We start from the raw sequence: 26,571 nt of genomic DNA, 5'->3' as shown, positions 1-26,571 counted from the left end.
AACAGAACCATAAGAATCGCACGTTTCGTCGGTTACTGTTACTGTTTTATTGTCTAGAATAACGGAATTAATGTCTGTGTTATGTCATTTTCAGATATGATTCAGTTAATTTGTTAGTCACTCAGGATATGAGGTTAGCATGTTTGAATTGCTTAAAAGTATGGGATTTGCGCTGATCATGGTTCCCGTGGTGATGGCGGCTATTTTGGCGTTGATTTACGTGCTTGGGGGATTATTCAATCTGATCTCCAAAACAGAAAACACCAGTCGATAGTCTTGAGCTTTACCATTTTTATTACCCGGTTATCCGGGTAATCATCAACTCCTGCCTTCCTCTTCATATATAACTTTTCATATGTAATTGTTGCATTGAGATCAATATAAAAGCTAAAACTAACTCACAACTTGCCGATTAATCACAAAATAGCGTTTTCATTTAACGTTGTATCTTGTTATATACAACGCACCATATTGATTATCTCAGGTGAGTGTAAAATGAAAAATAAAATTTATCAGTTGTTGGCAGGAGCCGTGGTCACTTTTGCGCTTGCCGGAAATGGTTGGGCGGCAGATAAAGTTACTGTGTTTGCGGCGGCTTCATTAACTAATGCGTTGGATGAGATTGCAACACAATATAAAAAAGAGAAACAGGGCAATATCGTGGCTTCCTACGCTTCATCGTCGACATTGGCGCGCCAGATAGAGCAAGGAGCTCCGGCCGATATTTTTATTTCTGCCGATCAGCAGTGGATGAATTATGCTACTGATAAACAATTAATTGCCGAGAATACCCGTCATACCTTGTTGGGGAACCGGATCGTCCTGATTGCGCCTAAAGAGAGTAACTTGAATCAAGTGGAGATCAACCGAGAAACCAAATGGAAATCTTTGCTGGCAGGAGGGCGATTAGCGGTTGGCGATCCTGATCATGTACCCGTTGGTATTTATGCTAAAGAATCGCTGCACTATTTGAATGCATGGGATACGGTTAATCCGCTGATGGCTCGTACTAATAATGTGCGTAGCGGTATGGCACTGGTAGAACGAGCCGAAGCTCCGCTGGGCATTGTTTATGGCTCTGATGCCGTTGCCAGCAATAAGGTGAAAGTTGTGGGGGTTTTCCCCTCTGAAAGCCATAAACGGGTGGAATATCCGATGGCAATAATCAAAGATCATGAAAGACAGGCCGTTCGCGATTTTTATGATTACCTTAAAACCTCTGAAGCCGCTGCCATTTTTAAACGTTACGGCTTTAGTCCACTGTAGGAACTGATCTTTTGGAGATGTTAAGTGAATATGAGTGGCAGGCAATTTTACTGAGCTTAAAAATCTCAGCGATTGCTGTGCTATTCAGTTTGCCATTTGGGATCTTAATGGCATGGATGCTGGCTCGTTGCCAGTTTGTTGGTAAATCCTTGCTTGACAGCATTATTCATCTGCCACTGGTATTACCGCCAGTGGTAGTGGGATATCTGTTGCTCATCAGCATGGGACGGCGCGGGGTCATTGGTGAATACCTTTATGATTGGTTCGGTATCAGTTTTGCATTTAGTTGGACAGGGGCGGCATTGGCTTCGGCTGTGGTGGCTTTTCCGCTGATGGTCAGGGCTATTCGTTTGTCATTGGAGAGTATCGATCGGCGACTGGAACAGGCTGCCCATACTTTAGGGGCAGGTTCGTTTAAAGTCTTTTTCACCATTACCCTGCCATTATCATTACCCGGCATCATTGTTGGTGCAGTATTGGCGTTCGCCCGTTCATTGGGGGAATTTGGTGCCACTATTACCTTTGTTGCCAATATTCCGGCGGAGACGCGAACCATTCCTCTTGCCATGTATACATTGATAGAAACACCAGGCGCTGAAACCGCCGCAGCCCGTTTGTGCATCATTGCTATCGTATTGGCGCTGATTTCATTAATGCTTTCCGAGTGGCTGACACGCTGGGGCAGGAAACGTTTGGGGGCAGCATGTTAGAGCTGGATTTTGAGCAGCGATTGGGTGAGCTGCACATGCAGGTTAACACCACTTTACCAACAGAAAGCATTACTGCCATATTTGGGCTTTCAGGGGCAGGGAAAACCTCACTGATCAATATGATTGCGGGATTGAGCCACCCACAACAAGGTCGCATTGTTTTAAACGGCTCCACGTTGGTGGATACCGAACAAAAGATCTTTGTGCCACCAGAAAAGCGCCGGATTGGTTATGTTTTTCAGGATGCACGCCTTTTTCCGCATTATCGTGTGAAAGGAAACTTGCAATACGGCATGGCACCTGAGATGAAATCGCAGTTTGACGGTATTATTGGCCTATTGGGAATTGAACATTTATTGTCACGTTTCCCCATCACATTATCTGGCGGAGAAAAACAGCGGGTAGCCATTGGCCGTGCATTACTGACCGCCCCAGAAATCCTGCTGATGGATGAACCACTGGCATCATTAGATTTACCCCGTAAGCGTGAGTTATTGCCTTATCTTGAAAAGTTGTCCGAAGACGTCAAAATCCCGATCCTCTATGTCAGTCACAGTTTGGATGAAATCTTACGGCTGGCAGAGAATGTCATTGTGATGGATAAGGGAAAAATCAGGGCAACAGGAACCTTAGAAGAGGTCTGGTCGAGCAGTGCACTGCGTCCGTGGCTGCAAAAAGAGAGTTTGGGCAGCATACTAAAAGTGTCTGTTATGGAACACCATCAACGTTATCAAATGACCGCAGTCGCAGTGGCTGACAAGCTCCTTTGGTTGCCACAAGTTAATGCTGTTCCAGGAACTGATCTGCATATCCGCGTTGATGCATCAGATGTTTCCTTAGTTTTGGAACCGCCGAAAACCAGCAGCATTCGTAACACTTTGCAAGTCAAAGTCATTGAGTTGTTTGAGGATAATGGTCAGGTTGATGTCAAATTGGCGCTGAGTGAACATACACTGTGGGCGAGAATTACGCCTTGGGCGCGGGAAGAGCTTAATCTGCGAGTAGGGCAATGGCTCTATGCACAGATAAAGAGTATTTCGTTGAATCGTCACTGATAAATATGTCGGAAGTTGGGAGCTGATTTGCTCCCAGTGAATGGACATCAAAGGTAATTACAGTACATATTTTCTTAAAACTTCAGCGATACCGGGTTGGGTATTATCCCGTGTGACAATATCTGCCCGCTCTTTGACGGCATCAACGCCATTCCCCATCGCAACACCCAGTCCGGCGCTTTCCAGCATACTGAGATCGTTATAATTATCACCAAAAGCAATCACATCTTTCATGCTCATGCCTTGCGATTCCACCCATTGTTGCAACCGTATACCTTTACTATTGCCTTTTTTGGCAATATCGACTTGATCAAACCATGACCATTCACACTCAAGGCCAATATTTTCCTCAATTTGTTCACTAATCTCACGTAATTTCACTAAATTGGGTGAGCTGGTGGCAAATTTCCAAATCGCACTAACCTCGTGGATCGCGTCTTGAAAATTCCCTGTTTGCTGGAGATTCGGACGCTGGTACTCAGGCAGAGAATCCGACCATGCAAGGGTTCGGGCTACAGTGTGAGGAAATTGATATAAAATGGCATCATCAACATACATCAGATGCTGAATTTCTGTATCTTGCAGATAGGCAAGTGCTTGAGAGGCTTCATGGATGGAGAGTGGGTCAGAGGCCAAAACTTTCTTTGCATGATAATCATACGAATAAGTTCCATTGCAACAGATGGCAGGCGTATCAAGTTGCAGTGCTTGATAGAAAGGATGGATGGCGACATGATGGCGTCCGGTTACAATCAAAACTTTGATACCTGACTGGCGGGCTTCATTTAGGGCTGCCAGTGATTCTGGCAGAATACGTTTTTGTGGATCGAGCAGTGTTCCATCGAGATCCAGAGCGATAACGCGATACGACATGGATTGGCCTCTAAGTTGTCTATGATATAAACAAAATATTATACGTTAGTTGAATATAGTTAAACCGTCATATAGGCAGTTTAGCCGTTAAAATTTTTTAAGAATCGTTATAGATCAATAAAATGGCAATACGCATTAAGGAGATAACATGAAACAGGTGGTTTATACAGCCAGCCCAAATAGCCGACAAATTCACGTATGGTCGCTTAATGTGGCGGGGGAACTTGCGCTTCTCCAGACCGTAAATGTACCAGGTGAAGTGCAGCCAATGGTTGTCAATCCAGATGGTAAACACTTATATGTGGGAATTCGTCCGCAATTTAGTATCGTAACTTATGCCATTGGGGTAGATGGATGCCTTGAACAGCGAGCCATTGCCCCCTTGCCGGGTAGCCCGACCCATATATCCACTGACAGAGCAGGGCGTTTTTTATTCTCTGCTTCTTACAGCTTCAATAACTTAAGTGTTCATCCTATTGATGAAAATGGGATCGTTAAAGCTCCAGACCAAATTGTAGAAGGTCTGCAAGCGCCACACTCTGCTAATATTGATCGGGAAAATCGTCAACTGCTGGTTCCCTGTCTGAAAGAAGATCATATTCGTATTTTCAATTTGAATGAGCAGGGCTATCTGACAGAAAGTCGGACAGATGAAATTACGACAGCAACAGGTGCAGGCCCACGTCATATGGCATTCCATCCGGAAAAACAGGCCATCTATTGCATTAATGAATTGGATTCAACCGTTGATGTTCTGCGTCAATGGGAAAAATATCGTATTGTGCAATCAATTGATTCGTTGCCAGCAGATTTTTCCAACGTTCGTTGGTCGGCTGATATTCACATGACACCGGATGGTCGGCACCTCTATACCAGTGAGCGTTCAGAGAGCCTGATCAGCCATTTCCGCGTTTCAGAAGATGGTTATCGCCTGACATTAGCCGGACATTATCCGACAGAGAGTCAACCGCGTGGTTTTGCTATTGATCACAGCGGTCATTTTCTGATTGCATCAGGGCAGAAATCGGATCATATTTCAGTATCGCGTATTGACAAATATTCAGGGGAATTAACTCAACTGGCGCGCTATCCGGTTGGCAAAGGCCCGATGTGGGTGACGATATTGGCAATAGTGGCATAGCAATATTGGCAAAAGTAATATCGGCGAAGGTAAGTCGTGATCACGCCAGCCATATAGCTTGGCTATGTGACTGGCGAAAATTTATTTGCTACAAACAAGATAAAAAATTAATGTAATTAATTGATGTTAAATTAAATTAAACGTTCCGACACCTGGTAAAACAATAGGATAGGTGATTAATATGTGATTCTGTTGTACGGAATATAAATCGCCTAAATAAACATTTCCTTTTAAAAGTCGTAAGATTATATTTCTTGGGTAAATATAAAGTTGAATGTTTAATGGTGTATTGATAATGGAGTAAGGATATTTGACTACACCTCCAAGATGAATATTATTAAAGTTCAATATTGGTGTGTTATATACACCATTAATATAGCCATTGAAATTGGCCTTTTTCCCTATATTAGGTTCGTGCCCAATGGTAGTGGAGTTAGAAGATATTTGGGTAAAAGGTAAGCCGCCATATTGATAATATGTGTTAATGTTAAAATACCCACTGACAAATTCGGTTTGGTTCTGGGTTGGACTGGTTAATGAATCTGGTTGAATATTTTCAACAAACAGATGGGCTAATTCAGGTTTTTCTATTACCAGAGTTTCGTAATGCGAAATTTCTTGCTCATACCTATTTTGAGATAGTTCAAAGACATCTTGTATTTCATTATTGGAAGATGTAAACAAATTTTCTGTATTCATGATATTTTCCTCTTTGTTTAAATAAGCGTGGTTTCATCATGAATATATCAAATAATTTGTTTTTAGGTGATGTAATAGCCTCTGTTTTTGTCATTAATATTTGTCAGTGATTGACGTTTGGAAATGCATTTAATATGCTTTGTTTTTTATTAGAAATATAATAAATGGGTCACCTATTCAACCTATTGATAGTTATGTATAATCACCATTTTTTCTGGTCATGATTCCAAAGTGTATTATTGCTCACACGTTATAACAGAATTAACCGCTTGAATCGTAAAACACTCAGCTACTCAAAATCCCCCGAAATGAATGAAAAAGTTATCGGTACTTTTATCGAAAAAGAATACTATATTTAAGGCAAATCAACGGATTGAATACATGACCGAAAATGTATGTTTTTATTTATTTCAATTAATTAAGATATACCCTATACTTTCCATCTCGTTATAAAGCCATTATTTTTACGTTCTTGTCAGGTGATATAACTGCTAGATTAAATACTTTTTTCATACTGTTTTGAATTGTAAGATATGTATTTTTCTTTAAAGGAGAGTGGCATTTAGCAGAAGGGGGGATTACTTTCCTATTAGGAATAGGATCTTCTTCTGCTAACACAATACATTTACCCATGTAATGCCATTTATCCATTTTGCTTTTCCACAGGTCATTATATTTTTCAGCAGGGCAAACAATATTTGCCCAAGGATCGCATACCCATAATTCCTTTGGTAGATTGTGATATAACCTCCCCAGTATAGGTTTAAACATATTATGATTAAAAGAGCCTATTGTTATAAATACATGATCATGTACTCCTACAGCCCCCACTATTTGAATATAGACATGATCAGGGTTTTCTAAACCAGAATTAAAAAACTTCAGAATATTATCAAGACAATTATGTATTAAATAATGAAACGCACAATTGCAGTAATCAGGGCAATTTCCGGATAGAAAATTATCTTTATTTTTCAATGTATAATTATATAGCGCCTTATAAGTATCAGCTTCTCTTTCTATTTCATTACGTTTATATAACCTCTCGTGTTTTTCTTGTTCATGAAGTTTAGATTTTATTTCATTTCTTTTTTTTATGCTTTGTTCATTAATTTCACTACCATGCATAATATTCTCATACATACTTCTATAAATGTCATTTTTAAATTTGTCATTTTTAAATTTGTCATTTTTTTCAATATTATGTTCTTTTTTTCTGAATACATCTATAAAGTTTCTCATTTTATTAAATTCATTATATTTATGTTTTTGCATTTCATTTCCATATAAAAATTCCTTATATGTTCCTTTTTCCTTAAGGGGAGCGTTGTCAAAATAATACTTATTACCTGATTTTGCTTTTAACATTTCCCTGGAGTGTCTTACCGCATCATTTAGAATAGATTCGATCATAATGAACTCCCATTAATAATTTTAAAGATACTTATAATTCGGAAGTATTTTCCTACTGATATTAATATCAGTCAAGAAAATAATAAGATAAAAGTGGGTATAAATATATTTATATTTATATTTTTTATTCATAACTGAATACCACCTCCTACGGAGGTGGTCAATATCATATTGTCTGAATGCCAAAATGCCGATTTAGAATACTGAAAAATAATGTAAGAAGGGAGGTTTATAAGCAGATACGGATTTCATGTGAGCAACTCGAGATAGAAATTGTAGAATTGACTGTTCAAATAGATCATGTTCATCTTCTGGTAAAAATACCGCCAAAATTATCTATATCTCAGGTGGTTGGACACCTTCATTTGAGCGGTGAGGATGTCAATGTACCCGCAATGGCATTTGTCAGCCTTGCTAGCTGTTCTGGTTGAATAATATAAGGTGGCATCAGGTAAATTAACCGACCAAATGGCCTGATCCATACACCATTTTGAACAAAATGGCGTTGCAATGAAGCGACATTGACGGGCTGTTTCATTTCAACCACACCTATCGCGCCTAACACCCGAACATCTTTGACCAAACTGTGTGATTTGAGGGGAAATAGTTCTGCTTTTAATTGAGTTTCTATTGATTGAATACGTTGTGGCCACGGGCTATCAGCGAGCAATTTCAGACTGGCACAGGCGACGGCACAAGCCAGAGGATTTCCCATAAAAGTTGGGCCATGCATAAAACAGCCTGCTTCACCTTGGCTGATAGTTTCAGCAACGTGGCGGGTAGTCAGTGTTGCGGACAATGTCATATACCCCCCCGTCAATGCTTTGCCTAAGCACAATATATCCGGTTCGATCTGCGCATGTTCACAAGCGAATAGCTTGCCAGTCCGTCCAAATCCGGTCGCAATCTCATCTGCAATTAACAAAATCTGATATTCATCACAAAGCTGACGAATCTGGCGCAGATATTCAGGATGATAAATCCGCATTCCGCCAGCACCCTGAACAATAGGTTCTAAAACCACAGCAGCGATTTCATCATGATATTGCAGCAATAATCGTTTAAAAGAATCGATATCTTCGGCTTGCCATTCATCACCAAACTGGCATTGCGGCGCATTGGCAAACAGATGATTGGGGAGATAGCCTTTGTACAGATTATGCATAGAGTTGTCTGGATCGCAGACAGACATGGCTCCAAAAGTGTCACCATGATAACCATGACGCAGGCTCAGGAAACGATGGCGTTTTTTCCCTTTGGCTTGCCAATATTGCACTGCCATTTTCAGGGCGACTTCTACGGCGACAGAGCCAGAATCTGCCAAAAAAACACACTCCAAAGGATCTGGTGTCATTGCCACCAATTGCTTGCACAGTTCAACCGCCGGGGGGTGGGTTATGCCGCCGAACATAACATGGGACATCTTATCGATTTGTGACTTTGCTGCCTCATTGAGAACAGGATGATTATAACCGTGGATAGCTGCCCACCATGAAGACATACCATCAATCAATGTACGTCCATCTGATAAAACCAGTTCCACACCAGTGGCTGATACGACAGGATAGGTGGGAAGTGGATTCGTCATTGAGGTATACGGATGCCAAATATGGCGCTGGTCAAATTTAAGATCTGAAGGAGTCATAATAACTTTGTTGTAAACCTTTTAAAGTTCATTTTGGTTGACATGATAACGGTGTTATTTAAACTGACAACATTTTTTACATCGGAGATGTTATTGTGAGCGAGCGTCAACAATGGACAATCAGACAAACGCAGACGTTGTTTGATAAACCTTTTTTTGAATTATTATTTCAGGCACAACAAGTACACCGCGAACATTTTGATCCACAACAAGTACAGGTCAGTACACTGCTTTCGATAAAAACGGGCGCTTGTCCAGAGGATTGCAAATATTGCCCACAAAGTTCCCGCTATAAAACCGGTTTGGAAAAAGAACGGTTGATGGAAGTGGAAAAAGTCATTGAATCAGCGCGCAAAGCGAAAAATGCGGGTTCAACCCGTTTCTGCATGGGGGCAGCCTGGAAAAACCCACATGAGCGTGATATGCCGTATTTGGAAAAAATGGTCAAAGAAGTCAAATCACTAGGGATGGAAACCTGCATGACGTTAGGCATGTTAAACCAATCGCAGGCACAGCGTTTGGCACAGGCCGGTCTGGACTATTACAACCATAATCTGGATACCTCGCCAGAATTTTACGGCAATATCATCACCACTCGCAGTTATCAGGACAGGCTGGATACTTTAGGCAATGTCCGAAATGCAGGTATTAAAGTCTGCTCCGGCGGTATCGTTGGTTTGGGTGAGCAAATTCGTGATCGGGCAGCATTATTGGTGCAATTGGCAAACCTGCCTAAGCCGCCGGAAAGTGTACCGATCAATATGCTGGTAAAAGTCAAAGGAACACCACTGGAAGACAATGAAGATGTCGATCCTTTTGACTTTATTCGTACCATCGCTGTGGCACGGATCATGATGCCAAAATCTCACGTCCGTTTATCCGCAGGACGTGAACAGATGAATGAGCAAACTCAGGCACTGTGCTTTATGGCAGGGGCTAATTCCATTTTCTACGGTTGTAAATTGCTGACTACACCAAACCCGAATGAAGATAAAGATCTGCAACTGTTCCGCCGCTTGGGAATTAACCCTCAACAAACAAAAACGGCATTTGGTGACAATCAGCAACAGCAGAATTTGACTGAAGCTATGATTCATCATGCTGATAACGAACAATTTTATAATGCGGCAATATGATGAGCTGGTCAGACTTTCTCTCCCTGCGTTTGGCCGAACGTCGGGGCACCCCGCTATGGCGTAACAGGCAAATCCATCACGGCGCTGATGGGCGTTTATTATCCACTTCGGACGGCCAATATCTTAATTTTTCCAGTAATGATTACCTTGGCTTGAGTCAACATCCCCAGATTATTACTGCCTGGCAACAAGGTGCCCAGCAATATGGTGTGGGCAGTGGCGGCTCAGGGCATGTTACGGGTTACACTGCTGCACATCACACGCTGGAACAACAACTCGCGGAGTGGTTGGGATATTCTCGTGCTTTACTTTTCATTTCCGGTTATGCCGCTAATCAAGGGGTGATTGCGGCCTTGATGGAAGGGAAAGATCGCATTATTGCTGATCGCCTGAGCCATGCGTCGTTACTCGAAGCAGCAATGCACTCTCCCGCACAACTTCGGCGTTTTCTGCATAATGATATGGGATCTTTGCAGCAACATTTGGCAAAAACGTGTATCGGTAAAACGCTGGTGGTCACGGAAGGTGTTTTTAGCATGGATGGGGATTATGCGCCACTTGATGTTATTGCACAGCAAGCGAAATCGACGGCAAGTTGGTTGATGGTGGATGATGCCCACGGTATCGGCATTCATGGTGATGAAGGGCGCGGCAGTTGCTGGATGCAAAATGTTAAACCGGAGATTCTGGTCGTCACCTTCGGCAAGGCATTTGGATTAAGCGGAGCCGCAATTTTATGTGATGAACAAACCGCAGAATACCTGCTCCAATATGCCAGACATCTGATTTACAGCACCTCAATGCCACCTGCGCAGGCACTGGCACTTTCCGAAGCAGTACGACAAATCAGGGCTGGGGATGAATTGCGTCAGCGGTTGCAAAACAACATCCGTTATTTTCGTCGCGAAGCACAGCATCTGCCTTTTGCATTGCTGAATTCAGAAACGGCTATCCAGCCATTAATCGTTGGTGATAATGAGCGTTGTACCGCACTGTCTCATGTACTTAAGCAAAAAAAAGTGTGGGTTAAAGCAATACTTCCACCCACGGTTCCCCCTGACAGCGCACGATTGCGTATTACATTGACAGCAAACCATACCCGACAGGACATTGATGCATTACTGGAGGCGTTGCATGGTTCTGGCTGTTAAATCCGTTGACAAGCAGGCGATTGCCGGTGCTTTTGACCGTGCGGCTGCCAAATATGACACGGTGGCTAAGTTACAACAGCAAACCGGTGAGTATTTGATGGGGTTGGCACAAGCGGAAGATATCGGTATGCAGGTATTGGATGCAGGGTGCGGAAGCGGTTTTTTTAGTGCTCGTTGGAAACAGCAGGGTAAACAAGTTATCGCACTGGATCTGGCTTCCGGTATGTTGAGCTATGCAAAAGGGCAGCAAGTTGCTGATTATTATTTGCAAGGAGATATCGAACATTTGGGGTTAGCAGATAACAGCGTCGACATCTGTTTCAGCAATCTGGCGGTACAATGGTGCAATGATTTATCATGCGCTTTACGCGAATTTTACCGTGTTACCCGTAGCGGTGGCCTTATCGTATTTTCCACGCTTGCACAGGGTTCGCTGAATGAATTGGCAACCGCTTGGGCGCACGTGGATGATTATCAGCATGTTAATCAATTCCTGCCATTGCGAACAATTATCCAGGCATGCCAACCCTATCGACATAAAATCATTAGCCGAAAATATTACCAGCGCTATCCACAATTGTTGCCTTTATTGAATTCCCTAAAAGGGATCGGTGCAACACACCTTCATCATGGCCGCCAGCAAGGATTAATGACGAGAAAACGTCTAAACGCCCTTGCAGAAGCCTACCCACGAAACAATGGGGATTATCCATTAAGCTATCAAATTGTTTTTGGAGTTATTTATTGTGACAAGTAAATATTTTCTGACAGGAACGGATACTGATGTAGGTAAAACAGTGGTGAGTTGTGCCTTGCTGCAAGCGGCTAATAAGAAGGGATATTTGACTGCCGGTTATAAACCTGTGGCATCAGGAAGTGAAATGACGTCAGAAGGAATACGTAATGGTGATGCATTGGCCTTGCAGCGTAATAGTTCGGTGTCACTCACTTATCGGGAAGTGAATCCGCTGGTATTTATGGAGCCGACATCGCCGCATATTGTAAGTGCGGAACTTAATCAACCAATAGATTTTTCCGTTTTGTCGGAAGGTTTGGCAGTACTGGTAAAAAAATCTGACTGGATTTTGGTTGAAGGCGCAGGAGGATGGTATACGCCATTATCGGAAAATACGACTTTTGCCGATTGGGTGATCCAGGAGAATTTAGCGGTAATTTTGACAGTGGGTGTCAAATTGGGCTGCATCAACCATGCTGTATTAACCGCAAAGGCAATTCAGTATGCTGGGCTAAAGTTAGCTGGCTGGGTTGCCAATGAAATTGAACCGGCCGGCAAACATCAGGCTGCCTATCTGGAGACACTGGAGCGCCTGATCCCCGCACCTTTATTGGGAATTATTCCTTATCTGAGTGAATCATGCGATAAAAATAATATAGGAAAATATATTACTATTGATTCTTTGGTTAACTAATTGTTTACTTTGGGCTAGTTAAAATTGATGCTTAGGGTTGTGATTTAATCGATGTTCTTACGTAGAAGATGTTTTATTTCAACAACGATTGAACTATTTTTGATCAACAAATAGCGTGAATCAATCCCAAAGCAGCATAAAAATATTCCACTATTGAAAAAATGTATCAGTGGGGATAACTCTGCAACCGCCCATGCTTAATAGGTTTTGCTGAGTTATCCACTATTCCTGTGGATAACCTTGTGTATTAGTTTTAGAAAAGTATCCTCGTGCAAGGTAATACGCGGCCTGCGGCAGATTTGCTGTTATTCTCTACTTGGATTTTTTTATAGTCAAAATCAATGCGTTAAATAAAAGCAATTCCTTTTTGCATCTCTTTGCTATTCAGTGCCCCATCATTTCAGCCAATAATACAAAAATAGAAAAAAGCAAGATCATTATCTGGGGATAAAAATAGTTACCTTTGATGTTAAGCAAAGGTTAATAACATCCGGACAACAACATTATTTTGCCAACTTACTTGAAGCTGGTTTTTTATCCAGTATGATAAAAATAATTTTGTCAGTGTATGGATGGCGTGGGGAAATGAGCAAAGAAACGAATAAAATATTTAAGTTGCACTCTGATTTTAAACCGGCAGGTGATCAGCCATCGGCTATCAGACAGTTACAGGAAGGGCTTGAAGATGGACTGGCTCATCAAACCCTTCTGGGAGTCACGGGATCGGGTAAAACTTTCACGATTGCCAATGTTATCGCAAACTTAAATCGCCCCACCATGATCCTTGCTCCCAATAAAACCCTGGCAGCACAGCTCTATAGCGAAATGAAAGCGTTTTTCCCTGAGAATGCCGTGGAGTATTTTGTTTCCTATTACGATTATTACCAACCAGAAGCTTATGTCCCCAGTTCCGATACCTTTATCGAAAAAGATGCGTCAGTGAATGAACATATCGAACAGATGCGACTGTCTGCAACGAAAGCCTTGCTGGAACGCCGTGATGTCGTCGTGGTGGCTTCTGTCTCCGCGATTTACGGTTTAGGTGATCCTGATAGCTATTTGAAAATGATGCTTCATTTAACTGAGGGCATGTTAATTGACCAGCGCGCTATCTTGCGTCGGTTAGCGGAACTGCAATATACCCGCAATGATCAGGCATTCCAGCGCGGAACATTTCGGGTTCGTGGTGAAGTCATCGATATTTTCCCCGCAGAATCGGATGAACGTGCTTTGCGCGTAGAATTGTTTGATGATGAAGTCGAACGCCTTTCCCTGTTTGATCCGCTGACGGGACAGGTAGAGTACCATGTCCCGCGTTATACCATCTATCCCAAGACCCACTATGTGACACCACGTGAACGCATCCTTCAGGCGATGGAGGAGATCAAGATTGAGCTGGAACAACGGCGTCAGATTCTGTTGGCGTCAGACAAGTTGTTGGAAGAACAGCGTGTCACCCAGCGAACCCAATTCGATCTCGAAATGATGAATGAATTGGGCTATTGCTCTGGTATTGAAAACTATTCTCGTTATTTGTCTGGACGTTCTGCTGGTGAACCACCTCCAACGCTGTTTGATTACCTGCCGGCAGAGGGTTTGCTGGTGGTGGATGAATCCCACGTTACTATCCCACAGATTGGTGGAATGTACCGAGGGGATCGCTCCCGCAAGGAAACATTGGTGGAATATGGTTTCCGTTTGCCATCAGCGCTGGATAACCGTCCATTGCGGTTTGAGGAGTTTGAGGCATTGGCACCACAAACCATTTATGTTTCAGCCACTCCCGGCAATTATGAATCAGAAAAATCAGGCCACGAAGTTGTTGAACAAGTTGTGCGCCCAACGGGGCTAATTGACCCTGAAGTTGAAGTTCGACCGGTGGCAACTCAGGTCGATGATCTGCTGTCTGAAATCCGTATCCGTGCGGCAAACAATGAACGAGTGTTGGTCACAACCTTAACCAAACGCATGGCGGAAGACTTGACTGAGTATCTGGAAGAGCATGGTGAGCGGGTACGTTATCTCCATTCTGACATTGATACCGTAGAGCGAGTGGAAATTATCCGTGATCTTCGTCTCGGTGAATTTGATGTTTTGGTTGGCATTAACTTATTGCGCGAAGGTTTGGATATGCCAGAAGTTTCCCTTGTGGCAATTTTGGACGCAGATAAAGAGGGTTTTCTTCGTTCAGAACGCTCCCTGATCCAAACCATCGGTCGTGCAGCGCGTAACCTGCATGGTAAAGCCATTTTATATGGTGACAAAATTACGGATTCGATGGCAAGGGCTATTGAAGAAACCGAACGCCGTCGCGCCAAACAGCAGGCGTTTAACCAAGAGCACGGCATCGTACCACAGGGTTTGAAGAAAAAAATTGGTGATATCCTGAAAATTGGTCAGCCGGTTAATGGCAAAGGGAAGGCCAAAGGAAAAAATAAAGTTACCCTGGGTACAGATGATTACCGCAACCTGCCGGCGAAAGAGCTGGAGAGAAAAATCCGTGAACTGGAAGAGAAAATGTACCAACATGCACGGGATCTTGAATTTGAGCAAGCAGCCAATATTCGTGACCAGGTTCAGGCATTGCGGGCACAATTTATTACCAATTCCTGAAAATTTATATCCGTGTCTATGTGATCCATCGTGACTTGTTAACTGGTCTTTTATGGAATATTATCAGACCGATTAACAGGTCTTTTGGGAGGGGTTATGGCTGCTATTATTTTGAGTGACATGAGTGCCAGTGTTAGTGAGTTAAAACGCAACCCTATGGCGACTGTCAGTGCTGGAGGGGGCTCTCCAGTGGCTATATTGAATAGAAATAAACCTGCATTTTATTGTGTTCCCGCGGAACTGTATGAAAAAATGTTGGATGCCTTGGATGATCGGGAATTAGTCAAGATAGTGCAGGAGCGTGAAAATCAGCCTCTAGTCGATGTAGATTTGGATCAATATTGATGATTTATGCGGTCAAATTTAGGGAAGATGCTGCAAAAGAGTGGGCTAGACTGGATAGCACTATTCAGCGACAATTTGCTAAGAAACTAAAGAAGTTATGTGAAAATCCACATATTCCTTCTCTTAAACTCAGTGGAATGCCCAATTGTTATAAAGTAAAATTACGTGCTTCTGGTTTTAGGCTTGTTTATCAGGTAATTGATGATAAATTAATTATTGCTGTTGTTGCCGTTGGTAAACGTGAACGGAATGAAGTTTATCGGTTGGCTATTAATCGTATTTCGGAACCATAAATTTATCATAATTAATGATGGATGACAGTGTTTATCATAAAAAAGACAAACTCCATTATTTTAAATAGAGCTTGTCAGTGGACTGAAATGCTAACCCAACTTTTGCAGAGTATGCTCAATTGCCTGACGCAACAATTCACGGTCGTGACGGTAAGGGATATCCTGTGCTTCCAAAACCCGTTGTGTCACAACGCGGTCATTGAAAGGGCTGATATCGGTACGCGGGCCGACAATCAGCGCATGAATCATCTTGCGGCCAATCTTGTTCTCCATGATGGCAAGTTTATCTTTTAATGATAGATTGGCCGCAGCGTGGCTGAGTTCTTTCCCTAAGTTACCGATATAAATCATGTTCGCATTACTGCGTCGTAAGGATTGGGTTAAATCTTCCAATAGCAACAATGGCATTAGGCTGGTGAAAAAGCTGCCAGGGCCGATCAAAATCAAATCGGCTTGCTCAATAGCATCCAGTGCCTCTTTAGTGGCATTGACATGAGGGTAAAGCGAGAGTTCCTGTGGTACACAATTGAGCTGATCGATATTCACTTCACCATATACGGTATTACCTTGATCATCGACTGCCATTAAATCAACTGATTGCTCGGACATAGGAATCAATTGTGCATTAACTTTCAGTAGATTGCGGATCAGGTTAATGGCCTCAAGAGGACGGACACTTAAATGATCCAGCGCTTTCAACATCAAATTGCCTAAATTATGTCCGGCCAATTCGCCATTGCCACTGAACCGATATTCAAACATGGCAGAAGCAATGGTCGGTTCCGTGATTAACTGATTGAGGCAATTGCGCATATCTCCCCAGGCAATCCCGCCTTCCGAACGTCGTATTCTACCGGTTGAACCACCATTGTCCGTTGTCGTGACAATTCCTGTCAGACGTGCTCCGAGGGAGGAAAGGGAAGACATAACGCGTCCAAGTCCATGACCACCGCCGAGGGCGACAACGCGATCTAAATCAGCTAATGTGCGATTTCGCATAGGATTCCTGTTACTGGCTAAACGTAGGGGCTTTAGTAAATCTCGTGTAATTTATCATAAAATATGATGCATTCAGAAATTGATGTGATTTTATGCGATCTTTGCGCATGGCAGCTTAAAAACATCGCAGGGAATTTGATATTATCGCGATCAGCTAACTCGTTGTGTAATAAGATATATATCGGATCTGATATTAGCTTTTTGTTATCTTAACGGTTAGAATCTTCGGCGGGCATGCCGCCACTCGCGCAATGATTCATATAAAAATTTAACTGATATTAACTCCTAGCCTCTGTATCTAAGTCGCTGTATCACATTGATATGATGCTCTGGCCGTGGCTCCTGAGTCACCAGGATGCAAGGTAGAAATGCCAGCATCTCCCGTACTTGGAAGGTGTTATTGTGGAACAACTTGTAGATGCATTCTCGCGCAAATTCTATTATTTGAGATTGTCTATTACCGATGTGTGTAACTTCCGTTGCACGTATTGCCTGCCTGATGGATACCGGCCTCATGGCCATAAATCATTCCTTTCCCTGCCAGAAATTCGTCGTGTTAGCAGGGCATTTGCTGAACTTGGCACAGAAAAAATTCGTTTAACGGGGGGAGAACCCACCATGCGCCGCGATTTCTGCGATATCATCGCTGCGGTTCATGAAAATCCGCAAATCAAAAAAATTGCTGTCACAACGAATGGTTACCGTATGGAGCGGGATGTTTCCCAATGGAAATCGGCTGGCCTGACAGCGATTAACGTGAGTGTTGATAGTTTGGATCCTCGCCAATTTTACGCCATTACCGGACAAGATAAATTTTTCCAGATTATGCGTGGTATTGACACGGCTTTTGAGGCAGGCTTCAACACAGTGAAAATCAATGTCGTGTTGATGAAGAATGTGAATGATACCCACCTGCCTGCCTTCCTTGATTGGATTAAACATCGTCATATCCAGTTGCGTTTTATTGAATTGATGGAAACGGGGGAAGGTCGTGCCATTTTTCATCGTCATCATCTTTCTGGAGAAGTGATCCGCCGCCAACTGCTACAACAGGGGTGGCAACAACAGCAACGTGCGCGAAGTGATGGGCCGGCTAAAGTTTTTCGTCATCCCGATTATCAGGGAGAAATTGGCCTTATCATGCCGTATGAAAAAGATTTTTGCCAAAGCTGCAACCGTCTGAGGGTATCCGCTATTGGCAATCTTCATTTGTGCTTATTTGGTGAACAGGGTATTCCATTGCGTGATTTATTGTCTGATGATGCATCATTGGATGCTCTGAAACTCCGTATTCAAGGTGGATTGCGTTATAAACGTGAAACTCACTTTTTATATCAAGGGGACAGCGGGATCACCCCGAACCTTTCTTTTATTGGCGGCTAGCTTGATTGCAAAATTTATTTTCAGGAGCAAAGAATGTCTCAATTGACCCATATCACGACTTCGGGTGAAGCGCATATGGTGGATATTTCTGCCAAATCAGAAACTGTGCGTGAAGCACGGGCAGAAGCCTTTATTGAAATGCAGGCTGAAACCTTAGCCATGATTATCGCGGGTGATCACCATAAAGGGGATGTTTTTGCCACTGCCCGTATCGCAGGTATTCAGGCGGCGAAACGGACGTGGGAATTGATCCCGCTGTGCCATCCGCTGTTGCTGAGTAAAGTAGAAGTCCGGCTGGAAGCCCAAACAGAACATAATCGTGTCAGAATCGAATCCTGTTGCCGCCTGGCGGGGAAAACAGGTGTGGAAATGGAAGCTTTGACAGCGGTATCTGTGGCCGCTTTGACCATTTATGACATGTGCAAAGCGGTACAAAAAGATATGGTCATCGGGCCTGTGCGTCTGTTAGAAAAAAGGGGTGGCAAATCAGGAAATTTTAGGGTGGAGGCATGATAAAGGTACTGTTTTTTGCGCAAGTCCGCGAGCTGGTGGGAACAGATTCACTAGAACTGCCTCATGACTACTCAACGGTAGCGCATCTTCGTCATGCACTGACTGAAAAGGGAGAACGATGGGCATTGGCATTGGAAGAAGGCAAAGTGTTGTCTGCCGTCAATCAATCTTTTGTCCACGCTGAACATACCCTGAATGATGGTGATGAAGTGGCTTTTTTTCCACCTGTTACGGGGGGATAAAAATGGAAAATACGCGGATCAGTGTCCAACAGGAGGCATTTGATGTTGGTGAAGAATATCAATGGCTCTCGCAAGGTGATGAAGATGGTGCTGTTGTGACTTTTACCGGAAAAGTTCGTAACCATAACTTGGGAGACACCGTTAAGGCACTGACATTGGAGCATTATGCTGGCATGACAGAAAAAATGTTGCAGGGCATTGTGGCCGAAGCTCGCCAACGTTGGTCATTGCAACGAGTCAGCATTATTCATCGTATTGGCGAATTGTGCCCAGGGGATGAGATCGTATTGGTTGGTGTCACCGGTTCTCACCGCAATATGGCTTTTATGGCGGCTGAATTTATCATGGATTATCTGAAAACTAAGGCACCATTCTGGAAAAAAGAATCGCTTGTAGAGGGAGAGCGTTGGGTAGAGGCAAGGCAGAGTGATCAGGATGCGGTAAGCCGCTGGTAAAACAGCATTTGTTGGTTCATTCTGCGGATTATCACGAAAACTGGACAAATAAATAATATGTCACTGAAATTGCCATTAATTGGCGGATGGTTTTATTAATGTTCTATGCTAATGTATAACTTTTGAATAGATTGTTTATTTTTAAACATTCTTAATCCTTAAACATTGTCATGAAAAGGTAATCGTCATGGACCGATATCAACGTTCTAATGGTTCGATTGTCCAGAAAACTGGTTCTGGTATACAAACTTACATGGCACAAGTCTATGGTTGGATGACTTGTGGCTTGCTGTTAACCGCATTTGTTGCATGGTATGTGGCAAATACCCCTGAAATTCTATACGCCGTTTTCAGTAGCTCTATTGTTTTCTATGGCTTAATCATCGCACAGCTTGCGCTAGTATTTGTGCTGTCTGGTTTGGTTCATAAAATGAGTGGGGCACTGGCGACAGGGTTGTTTATGTTGTACTCCATGCTAACGGGGTTAACACTTTCCAGTATCTTTGTGGCTTACACCGCCAGTTCTATTGCCAGCACATTTGTCGTTTCAGCGGGTATGTTCGGTGCATTGAGCGTTTATGGTTATACCACTAAGCGTAGCCTGAGTGGTCTGGGTAGCTTCCTGTTTATGGGGCTAATTGGCATTGTTCTGGCTTCGTTGCTAAATATCTGGCTGAAAAGCTCGGCATTGATGTGGGCAATCACCTATATCGGTGTTGTGATTTTTGCTGGCTTGACGGCATACGATACCCAAAAACTGAAAGAAATGGGTGAACAATTGGATGTTAACGATAAAGAAACCCTGCGCAAGTATTCAATTACTGGTGCATTGACTCTATATCTGGACTTCATTAACCTGTTCTTAATGCTGTTACGTATTTTGGGTGATCGCCGATAGTCACTGATAGATTAAATGATTTTTTGATATAAAAACCCTGTTTTGTCAGGGTTTTTTTAATAGTTATTTCACCTTTATCGAATCAAACAATGATAAGTTCATAATCAATATTGGTCTTGGGGAAAATCATATAGACAGAAATAACAACCGGACAGCAAACCCAATCAATACTATTCCCATTACTCGTTCAAACCAATAACCTTTCTGTATGAATTTATTACGAATCAATGCATTTGAGAAAATGATACTCACCAACACAAACCAGACAGCATTGACTACACACATCCAAAGACCATAGAAGACTTGTATCAGAATAGGTGTATTACTACTCACTACGGTTGTGAAAACGGCCAAAAAGAACAATGTCGCCTTAGGATTAAGGGCATTGGTCATAAACCCCATCAGAAATGCTTTCCATCTACTCTGTGAGGCCAAACTAATTCCTTCACCCTCTAAGGTATCCAAATTAGCAGGTTTACTTCTGATAAATTTGATACCAAGCCACGCGATATAAATTGCACCAACGAGTTTTGCCACTTCCATCAACCACGGAGTGGCATGCATTAATGCACTAACTCCCACTAGTGTATAGATAACATGTATTGATATTCCCGCTCCAATACCTACTGCCGTACATATCCCTGCCCAACATCCAAATCTTACACTCTGCCGTATAGTTACCGCAAAATCTGGACCTGGAGCAACTACTGCCAGGAAATGAATCACAGCCAGCCCCAGAAATTCCCCCCAATAGTTAGACAACATATCAACTCCAGAATGACAATAGATTTTCTGTTCCACAATAGCCTATAAAACAAGACAGACTCAAACGTAGATCATCGACACCAGCAGTCACAGAGTGCATACATCGAGAATTAAAGATCAAAAGATCACCTATCTCTGGTCGAATCTCTAGTGCTGGTTCACCAAGCAAATAAGGCTCAATCCCATAACTATCACCACGCATAGCATCAAATTCTTCTGTAGAGAGTTCATCCTTCCAAATTTGTAAGGCTCCACCTTCACTGGGCATAGAAAGATAAACATTAGCTGCAAACTGAGCTTGAAGACTTTTAGCCTTAAAGCTATCAGGGGCATCCTTAGCAAAAATGTCATGGTGTGCAAGAAAAGTGACCCCAGGTATGACTACCCTCGATAATCCCACATACATTTTCTTACCATAAAGTGTTTTCAATTTGGGCACCAGCAGGCCAAAACTCATCTAAAATGCATCTCAGCTAACAAATTAGGTACAAATTGTTTTACACGTATAACTAAAATTTCCTTATCTGCAAGCTTTTTCAGACATGTCGCATCAAGGCAATCAACTTCTATAATCATAATATCCTTTTATTTTATTTACTGGTGATTTTTAGAAACAATATATTAAATTGTCAGGCTACATCATAATGTACTATTAAATTGCCCTTCTTTATTTTAACCTCCTGCACTTTAATATTTCCTAGTTGTCCTAGAGATGTTACGTGGGTACCACCACAAAGGTAAGGCGTAAAATGACCAAAACTAACTTCTCGAAATCCATCATTTCGTTGAACTACTTTGCATGGTAGATCCTGTCTAATATAATTTTCACATATCGTTTGAATATGCTTTTCCGATACACTTTGAGCATTCACACCCGGCTTAAATACTATTCTTCCTTCACCCGGCCAATGATGAGCTTTAATCGGATGCCACATCATAAGCTCAACTACATGCCCAATAAGATGCCCAGCAGAATGCAGCCGCGAATATAATTGGCGTCGTTCAATATCAACACGAGCAAAAGCATTTCCCAAAGCCACAGGTTTTGTCGTTAAGTGGACAATGTCACCATCTTCCACATTCACGTGAACTACTTCAACTTCATTAAGCCAGCCTATATCGCTGGGTTGTCCCCCTCCTTGAGGATGAAATATTGTAGACTTCAACCAAGTGGAATAACATCCATTATCACGAGGAATACAACCAATCACTTCAACATTATCAGTCAGTGCTTGATTTGATAAATAATTACGCTCCGTCATATTTTATTCTCAGGTATTATTACAATTTAAATATAGTTTTATAATTATTTCAATTTGAACTATCTAAAATATATAATTTGATTTTCTTATGATTTTTTATGGTTTTCTAAAAAAACTAACACTCATTAGAAAAAAAGTAAAGTAACAACTAGTAAGGATATAATAAGCGATATTGCTATTTTCATTAAAAAATATAATAGAGAATTATCCTACGTTTAATGACAGGCAATTCAATTAGGTGGTTTTTCACAGCGTTAAATTTATCAGGCAATCTTATTCCGAAATAGCCGATAAGCGATCCCGCCAGTTGTTGCAGTAATTACCAATAAAGGCCATAAATTAGGCCAAATAACGGATAAATCCGCCCCTTTCAAATAAATCTGCTTGGTGATGTCGGTAAAATGCCGGATTGGATTAATCCAGGTGATGTTTTGTAACCAAACGGGCATATTCTCGACCGGAGAGATATAACCAGAAAGCAAAATAGCGGGCATCATAAACACAAATACACCAATAAACGCTTGTTGTTGGGTGGAACAGACAGCAGAAATCAGCAAACCGAAACCCACCAGAGATAAGCCATAAATCACCATACAGCCATAAAATAGCAGCAAGGAACCCGCGAAAGGAATTTGATAGAACAGTGTTCCAATCAGCAAAACAATGCTTGCTTGCATTGTCGCCACAACGAGTGCCGGAATGGCCTTGCCAAGGAAAATTTGCCAGGTTGCCAGTGGCGAAACCAGCAACTGATCCAGTGTCCCTTGTTCCCGCTCACGAGCGACTGACAACGCTGTGACAATCAGAACACCAATCGTTGTAATCATGGCAACCAGCGACGGCACAACGAACCACTTATAATCCAAATTGGCGTTATACCAGTTACGCACAATAAGTTCGCTATTATTGAAATTAGGGGCATTTCCCAACCGTTGTTGCTGGTAATTCATCACAATCTGCTGGATATAGTTGGCTGCGATTTGGGCACTGTTTGAATTACGCCCATCCAACAAAACTTGAATTGATGTTGGGTTATGGTTGGCGAGATCAGCACTGAAATTTTGTGGAAAGCGTACCAGCAGCAGTGCCTTGCGGTTATCCAGAGTGGGGCGGATCTCTTGCGAACTGGTTAGTAAAATAACATCAGGAAATGCTTTTGATTTTGCCAGCCGTTGGGTTAACTCAATCGATGCCTGCCCTTTATCCTCATTATAAATAGCGATGGTGGCGTTTTTGACTTCCAGCGTTGCGGCCCACGGAAACAGGATCATTTGTATAATCACAGTCAAAATCAAAATGTTCCGTGTTTGCGGTTCTCTCAGAAGAGACTGCAACTCTTTCATGATAAGTGTATACAGACGATAAAACATGCTCTTTCCTTTTTAATCCAGATGCCGACGCGTTTTCCACGCGGTCAGGCCGATAAAGACGATGGAACTGGCAATCAACAGGAGCAGGTTTGTCAGCAACACAGTGCCAATATTTCCCGCCAGAAAGAGCGTCTGTAGGCTGCTGACAAAGTAACGTGCAGGTATGACATAAGTCGCAGCCTGAATAAGCACAGGCATACTGTCTATCTCGAAAACAAAACCAGACAACATAATGGCAGGCAAAAAAGCGGCATTGAGAGAAATCATCGCCGCATTGAACTGATTACGTGTCAGGGTGGAAATCAGTAACCCCATCCCCAGAGCGGTAGCGAGATAAAGGCTGGAAACTAATGCTAATATCCAGAGTGAGCCGCGATAGGGAACCCCCAGCACAAACACCGTGAATAGCATACAAAGTACCATGACGAAAGATCCCAGCATTTGATAGGGTAATAATTTGGCGAGCAGCAATTCGGTGCGGGTAACCTGGGTCGAAAGTAGCGCTTCCATAGTGCCGCGTTCCCATTCACGGGCGACGACGAGCGAGGTAAGAATTGCGCCGACCACGGTCATAATAATTGAAACAGCACCAGGGATAAGGAAGTGCTGGCTAATGGCGGCGGGATTAAACCAATAGCGGATTTGTGTATCAATCAAGGGGGGCGTTGCAACCCCACGATTTTGCCCTCGTTGCTGTAACCAGATTTGCCAGATGCCTTTGGTATAGCCCTGCACGAAATTGGCGGTATTCGGTTCACTGCCATCGGTAATAACCTGGATGGGAGCATGGCTGTCTGCGCGGGCAAGCTGGGCGTCAAAGTTGACAGGGATGACGATAATGCCCCGAATTTGGTTTTCCTGCATTTTTTTGATTAAGAGCTGGCGATTGTCGCTGATGGTGGCATCAATATAGGGCGATCCGGTAAAGACATGCACCAATTCACGGGCGTCCTCGCTCTGTTGTTCCATGAGAATACCAAGGCGCAGCTTGCTGGAATCCAGGTTAATGCCGTAACCAAAAATAAAGAGCAACATTAAAGGGATAACTACCGCAATTAAAGCACTGCTGGGATCACGGACAATTTGCTTAGTTTCCTTGATACAGAGTGCCTTCAATCGACGCCATGAGAAACTGACCGCTTGCTGGGGTGTTACATGTTCAGAATGACTCATTGCGGCTCCTTATCGTAGTTCAACACGAGGCCGATAAAAGCATCTTCCATGGAAGGATTAGGGCGCTTATCCGTGGCAACCAGTTGTTTTAGTTCATCGGGTGTTCCGGCTGCAATCAATTTGCCCCGAAAGACCAGCCCGATACGATCACAATATTCGGCTTCCTCCATAAAGTGAGTTGTAACCATCACGGTGACCCCTTTGTCTACCATGCCGTTGATATGTAGCCAAAATTCGCGGCGGGTCAGCGGGTCAACACCCGAAGTGGGTTCATCCAAAAACAGAATATCAGGTTCGTGCATCAATGCGCAGGAAAGGGCAAGTCGTTGCTTAAATCCGAGCGGAAGGCTATCCGTCTTTTGATGTAAGATTGACCCAAGATTGAAAGCACGGATCATGTCAGACATCTTTTCTTGTTGATGGCGACCTTTCAGGCCGTAAACACCGGAGAAAAACTTAAGATTCTGCCCAACCGTCAGGTTGCCATACAGTGAGAATTTTTGCGCCATATAGCCAAGGTGTTGGCGGGCTTTGCCTGAACCGGTTTTTAAATCCATACCCAAAACCAGCGCTTTGCCTGACGTCGGGATCATTAAACCACACATCATTTTGAAGGTCGTCGATTTTCCGGCTCCATTTGGCCCTAATAGGCCGAATATTTCTCCCCGTTTCACCTGAAAATCGACATGGTCAGTGGCAGCAAAATCGCCAAATTTTTTGGTCAGGCTACGGGCTTCTATCACGGTTTCCGTTGGGTTTGGCGGGATTTGCGGCATTATTTCAGCCAATTCGGAACGATGGGATGGGCCGCCGCCCAATAAATCGATAAATGCATCTTCGAAACGGGGTTCGGCCTCTAGAATATTGGTTTCAGGTAAATCGATCTGTTGAAGTAATTCGTTTTTATCCACCCCTTTTTTTAAGATCAGGCGAACATATTTTCCCTGAATGACACCATCAGTCACTTGGGGTAAGGTAAGGGCGTGTTGCAGCATTTTGCGGCGCGCATCTTGTTTAACATCAAGCAAAAAAGATCGACCCGCAATATTTTGGGTTAAGTCTTGTGGCTGGCCGCGATAGAGCAGCTTACCGCGGTTCATCAGCAAAACATCACGACATAATTCGGCTTCGTCCAAATAAGAGGTGCTCCACAGGATCAGCATGCCGTCAGAAGCGAGTTCATGAACCATTTGCCATAATTCACGACGGGCGATGGGATCAACGCCCACACCAGGTTCATCCAGTAGCAAAACTTTCGGGCTACCCAATAAAGTACAAGCAAGCCCCAATTTTTGTTTCATACCACCGGACAATTTTCCGGCTAACCGTCCGGTAAAACGGGTTAAATCCGTGAAGGTGAGTAATTTCTGAAAGGTGGTTTTGCGCTCTTCGCCAAGTACACCACGCAGGTCGGCATATAAAGTGAGATTTTCCATTACGGTTAAATCTTCATACAAGCCAAATTTCTGCGGCATGTAACCGAGGTCAGAACGGACTTGCACACTGTCCTTGATGGGATCAAGTCCCATAATTTCAATATTGCCGCTATCGGGCTTCAATAATCCGGCTAACATTCTTATCAGCGTGGTTTTTCCAGCGCCATCTGGGCCAACAAGACCCGTCACTGATCCGCCCTGAATTTCTGCTTGCAGATGGGATACAGCAGGAACCTCTAATCCTGGAAACGTTTTCTCCACGCCGTTCAGTTTTATCGTATAAGCTGAACTGGTCATGTTATCGC

28 protein-coding genes, 2 pseudogenes and 1 riboswitch are annotated in these 26,571 nt (G+C 43.0%); of the genes and pseudogenes, 19 read left to right on the top strand and 11 right to left on the bottom strand.

Annotated elements, in window-relative coordinates:
* Nucleotides 1-139: 139 nt before the first annotated feature.
* The 4 genes from Xedl_RS38150 (at nt 140) to modC (ending at nt 3,031) form a co-directional block, all read left to right on the top strand.
* Nucleotides 140-274: an AcrZ family multidrug efflux pump-associated protein gene (locus tag Xedl_RS38150; RefSeq protein ID WP_074022406.1), complete on the top strand. Its 135-nt coding sequence runs from the start codon at nt 140-142 to the stop codon at nt 272-274.
* A gap of 221 nt (nt 275-495) precedes the next feature.
* Nucleotides 496-1,266 carry a molybdate ABC transporter substrate-binding protein gene (gene modA, locus Xedl_RS38155; protein ID WP_074022407.1) on the top strand — a complete coding sequence of 257 codons (771 nt, stop codon included), beginning with the start codon at nt 496-498 and terminating at the stop codon, nt 1,264-1,266.
* A gap of 17 nt (nt 1,267-1,283) precedes the next feature.
* Complete coding sequence (gene modB / locus Xedl_RS38160) at nt 1,284-1,976, top strand: molybdate ABC transporter permease subunit (RefSeq protein ID WP_074022408.1); 693 nt, start codon at nt 1,284-1,286, stop codon at nt 1,974-1,976.
* The gene (gene modC, locus Xedl_RS38165; protein WP_074022409.1) at nt 1,970-3,031 is read left to right on the top strand and encodes a molybdenum ABC transporter ATP-binding protein ModC; all 1,062 of its coding nucleotides are present in this window, start codon (nt 1,970-1,972) and stop codon (nt 3,029-3,031) included. The genes modB and modC overlap by 7 nt, the downstream gene beginning before the upstream one ends.
* A 57-nt stretch (nt 3,032-3,088) precedes the next feature.
* Here modC and Xedl_RS38170 read toward each other — a convergent pair whose 3' ends face one another.
* Nucleotides 3,089-3,904, bottom strand: coding sequence for a pyridoxal phosphatase (locus Xedl_RS38170; RefSeq protein WP_074022410.1), 816 nt, complete (start codon nt 3,902-3,904; stop codon nt 3,089-3,091).
* A 148-nt stretch (nt 3,905-4,052) separates the two neighbouring features.
* On the opposite strand from Xedl_RS38170, the gene pgl reads away from it, so the two are divergent.
* A complete protein-coding gene (gene pgl, locus Xedl_RS38175) occupies nt 4,053-5,045 on the top strand; it encodes a 6-phosphogluconolactonase (RefSeq protein WP_074022411.1) in 993 nt (330 codons plus the stop codon).
* Nucleotides 5,046-5,171: 126 nt separating this feature from the next.
* Here pgl and Xedl_RS38180 read toward each other — a convergent pair whose 3' ends face one another.
* Nucleotides 5,172-5,744, bottom strand: coding sequence for a hypothetical protein (locus Xedl_RS38180; RefSeq protein ID WP_074022412.1), 573 nt, complete (start codon nt 5,742-5,744; stop codon nt 5,172-5,174).
* A 254-nt stretch (nt 5,745-5,998) separates the two neighbouring features.
* On the opposite strand from Xedl_RS38180, the pseudogene Xedl_RS38185 reads away from it, so the two are divergent.
* Nucleotides 5,999-6,103 (top strand): annotated as a pseudogene (locus Xedl_RS38185) (IS1 family transposase); the annotation flags it as partial.
* Nucleotides 6,104-6,191: 88 nt separating this feature from the next.
* Here Xedl_RS38185 and Xedl_RS38190 read toward each other — a convergent pair.
* A complete protein-coding gene (locus Xedl_RS38190; RefSeq protein WP_074022413.1) occupies nt 6,192-7,157 on the bottom strand; it encodes a hypothetical protein in 966 nt (321 codons plus the stop codon).
* A 179-nt stretch (nt 7,158-7,336) separates the two neighbouring features.
* Here Xedl_RS38190 and tnpA point away from each other — a divergent pair.
* Nucleotides 7,337-7,519: pseudogene (tnpA, locus tag Xedl_RS38195) on the top strand (IS200/IS605 family transposase); the annotation flags it as partial.
* On the opposite strand, the gene bioA reads toward tnpA, so the two are convergent.
* The gene (gene bioA / locus Xedl_RS38200; protein ID WP_074022414.1) at nt 7,519-8,802 is read right to left on the bottom strand and encodes an adenosylmethionine--8-amino-7-oxononanoate transaminase; all 1,284 of its coding nucleotides are present in this window, start codon (nt 8,800-8,802) and stop codon (nt 7,519-7,521) included. The pseudogene tnpA and the gene bioA sit on opposite strands and share 1 nt — an antisense overlap.
* Nucleotides 8,803-8,897: 95 nt before the next feature.
* On the opposite strand from bioA, the gene bioB reads away from it, so the two are divergent.
* The 7 genes from bioB (at nt 8,898) to Xedl_RS38235 (ending at nt 15,770) form a co-directional block, all read left to right on the top strand.
* The gene (bioB, locus tag Xedl_RS38205) at nt 8,898-9,938 is read left to right on the top strand and encodes a biotin synthase BioB (RefSeq protein WP_074022415.1); all 1,041 of its coding nucleotides are present in this window, start codon (nt 8,898-8,900) and stop codon (nt 9,936-9,938) included.
* Complete coding sequence (gene bioF, locus Xedl_RS38210) at nt 9,938-11,089, top strand: 8-amino-7-oxononanoate synthase (protein ID WP_074022416.1); 1,152 nt, start codon at nt 9,938-9,940, stop codon at nt 11,087-11,089. The genes bioB and bioF overlap by 1 nt, the downstream gene beginning before the upstream one ends.
* Nucleotides 11,073-11,846 carry a malonyl-ACP O-methyltransferase BioC gene (bioC, locus tag Xedl_RS38215; RefSeq protein ID WP_074022417.1) on the top strand — a complete coding sequence of 258 codons (774 nt, stop codon included), beginning with the start codon at nt 11,073-11,075 and terminating at the stop codon, nt 11,844-11,846. Before bioF ends, bioC begins: the two co-directional genes overlap by 17 nt.
* Nucleotides 11,836-12,519 carry a dethiobiotin synthase gene (gene bioD / locus Xedl_RS38220; RefSeq protein WP_074022418.1) on the top strand — a complete coding sequence of 228 codons (684 nt, stop codon included), beginning with the start codon at nt 11,836-11,838 and terminating at the stop codon, nt 12,517-12,519. The genes bioC and bioD overlap by 11 nt, the downstream gene beginning before the upstream one ends.
* A 585-nt stretch (nt 12,520-13,104) precedes the next feature.
* The gene (uvrB, locus tag Xedl_RS38225; protein ID WP_074022419.1) at nt 13,105-15,132 is read left to right on the top strand and encodes an excinuclease ABC subunit UvrB; all 2,028 of its coding nucleotides are present in this window, start codon (nt 13,105-13,107) and stop codon (nt 15,130-15,132) included.
* A gap of 96 nt (nt 15,133-15,228) precedes the next feature.
* Nucleotides 15,229-15,477 (top strand): type II toxin-antitoxin system Phd/YefM family antitoxin, encoded by a 249-nt coding sequence (locus tag Xedl_RS38230; RefSeq protein ID WP_074018380.1) that lies wholly within the window; start codon nt 15,229-15,231, stop codon nt 15,475-15,477.
* The gene (locus Xedl_RS38235; protein ID WP_074022420.1) at nt 15,477-15,770 is read left to right on the top strand and encodes a type II toxin-antitoxin system RelE family toxin; all 294 of its coding nucleotides are present in this window, start codon (nt 15,477-15,479) and stop codon (nt 15,768-15,770) included. The genes Xedl_RS38230 and Xedl_RS38235 overlap by 1 nt, the downstream gene beginning before the upstream one ends.
* 90 nt (nt 15,771-15,860) lie before the next feature.
* Here the strand turns inward: Xedl_RS38235 and yvcK are convergent, their stop codons facing one another.
* Nucleotides 15,861-16,769, bottom strand: coding sequence for a uridine diphosphate-N-acetylglucosamine-binding protein YvcK (gene yvcK, locus Xedl_RS38240; protein ID WP_074022421.1), 909 nt, complete (start codon nt 16,767-16,769; stop codon nt 15,861-15,863).
* Between the two features lie 270 nt (nt 16,770-17,039).
* Nucleotides 17,040-17,182, top strand: a riboswitch (molybdenum cofactor riboswitch).
* On the opposite strand from yvcK, the gene moaA reads away from it, so the two are divergent.
* The 5 genes from moaA to Xedl_RS38265 all read left to right on the top strand — a co-directional run bounded on the left by moaA (nt 17,169) and on the right by Xedl_RS38265 (nt 20,260).
* Nucleotides 17,169-18,152: a GTP 3',8-cyclase MoaA gene (gene moaA / locus Xedl_RS38245; protein ID WP_208605022.1), complete on the top strand. Its 984-nt coding sequence runs from the start codon at nt 17,169-17,171 to the stop codon at nt 18,150-18,152. (Overlaps the previous riboswitch by 14 nt.)
* A 33-nt stretch (nt 18,153-18,185) precedes the next feature.
* On the top strand, nt 18,186-18,665 hold the full coding sequence (gene moaC / locus Xedl_RS38250) for a cyclic pyranopterin monophosphate synthase MoaC (RefSeq protein ID WP_074022423.1): 480 nt from the start codon (nt 18,186-18,188) through the stop codon (nt 18,663-18,665).
* Entirely contained in the window at nt 18,662-18,907 is a 246-nt protein-coding gene (moaD, locus tag Xedl_RS38255; RefSeq protein ID WP_074022424.1) for a molybdopterin synthase sulfur carrier subunit, read from the top strand. Before moaC ends, moaD begins: the two co-directional genes overlap by 4 nt.
* 2 nt (nt 18,908-18,909) lie before the next feature.
* Nucleotides 18,910-19,362 carry a molybdopterin synthase catalytic subunit MoaE gene (gene moaE / locus Xedl_RS38260; RefSeq protein WP_074022425.1) on the top strand — a complete coding sequence of 151 codons (453 nt, stop codon included), beginning with the start codon at nt 18,910-18,912 and terminating at the stop codon, nt 19,360-19,362.
* A gap of 187 nt (nt 19,363-19,549) precedes the next feature.
* The gene (locus tag Xedl_RS38265; protein WP_074022426.1) at nt 19,550-20,260 is read left to right on the top strand and encodes a Bax inhibitor-1/YccA family protein; all 711 of its coding nucleotides are present in this window, start codon (nt 19,550-19,552) and stop codon (nt 20,258-20,260) included.
* Nucleotides 20,261-20,386: 126 nt separating this feature from the next.
* On the opposite strand, the gene Xedl_RS38270 is transcribed toward Xedl_RS38265, so the two are convergent.
* From Xedl_RS38270 to Xedl_RS38295, 6 genes are all read right to left on the bottom strand, one after another.
* Nucleotides 20,387-21,025 carry a LysE family translocator gene (locus tag Xedl_RS38270; protein ID WP_074022427.1) on the bottom strand — a complete coding sequence of 213 codons (639 nt, stop codon included), beginning with the start codon at nt 21,023-21,025 and terminating at the stop codon, nt 20,387-20,389.
* A 1-nt stretch (nt 21,026) separates the two neighbouring features.
* Nucleotides 21,027-21,482, bottom strand: coding sequence for a 2OG-Fe(II) oxygenase (locus Xedl_RS38275; RefSeq protein WP_208605018.1), 456 nt, complete (start codon nt 21,480-21,482; stop codon nt 21,027-21,029).
* Nucleotides 21,483-21,654: 172 nt separating this feature from the next.
* On the bottom strand, nt 21,655-22,287 hold the full coding sequence (locus tag Xedl_RS38280) for an alanyl-tRNA editing protein (protein ID WP_074022428.1): 633 nt from the start codon (nt 22,285-22,287) through the stop codon (nt 21,655-21,657).
* A gap of 263 nt (nt 22,288-22,550) precedes the next feature.
* On the bottom strand, nt 22,551-23,657 hold the full coding sequence (locus Xedl_RS38285) for an ABC transporter permease (protein ID WP_074022429.1): 1,107 nt from the start codon (nt 23,655-23,657) through the stop codon (nt 22,551-22,553).
* Between the two features lie 12 nt (nt 23,658-23,669).
* A complete protein-coding gene (locus Xedl_RS38290; RefSeq protein ID WP_074022430.1) occupies nt 23,670-24,830 on the bottom strand; it encodes an ABC transporter permease in 1,161 nt (386 codons plus the stop codon).
* Complete coding sequence (locus Xedl_RS38295) at nt 24,827-26,563, bottom strand: ATP-binding cassette domain-containing protein (RefSeq protein WP_074022431.1); 1,737 nt, start codon at nt 26,561-26,563, stop codon at nt 24,827-24,829. The genes Xedl_RS38290 and Xedl_RS38295 overlap by 4 nt, the downstream gene beginning before the upstream one ends.
* Nucleotides 26,564-26,571: the final 8 nt, after the last annotated feature.

This window comes from Xenorhabdus eapokensis, assembly GCF_001908105.1.
The sequence above is the reverse complement of the archived record's forward strand: the minus strand, read 5'-3'. Positions and strand labels throughout refer to the sequence as shown.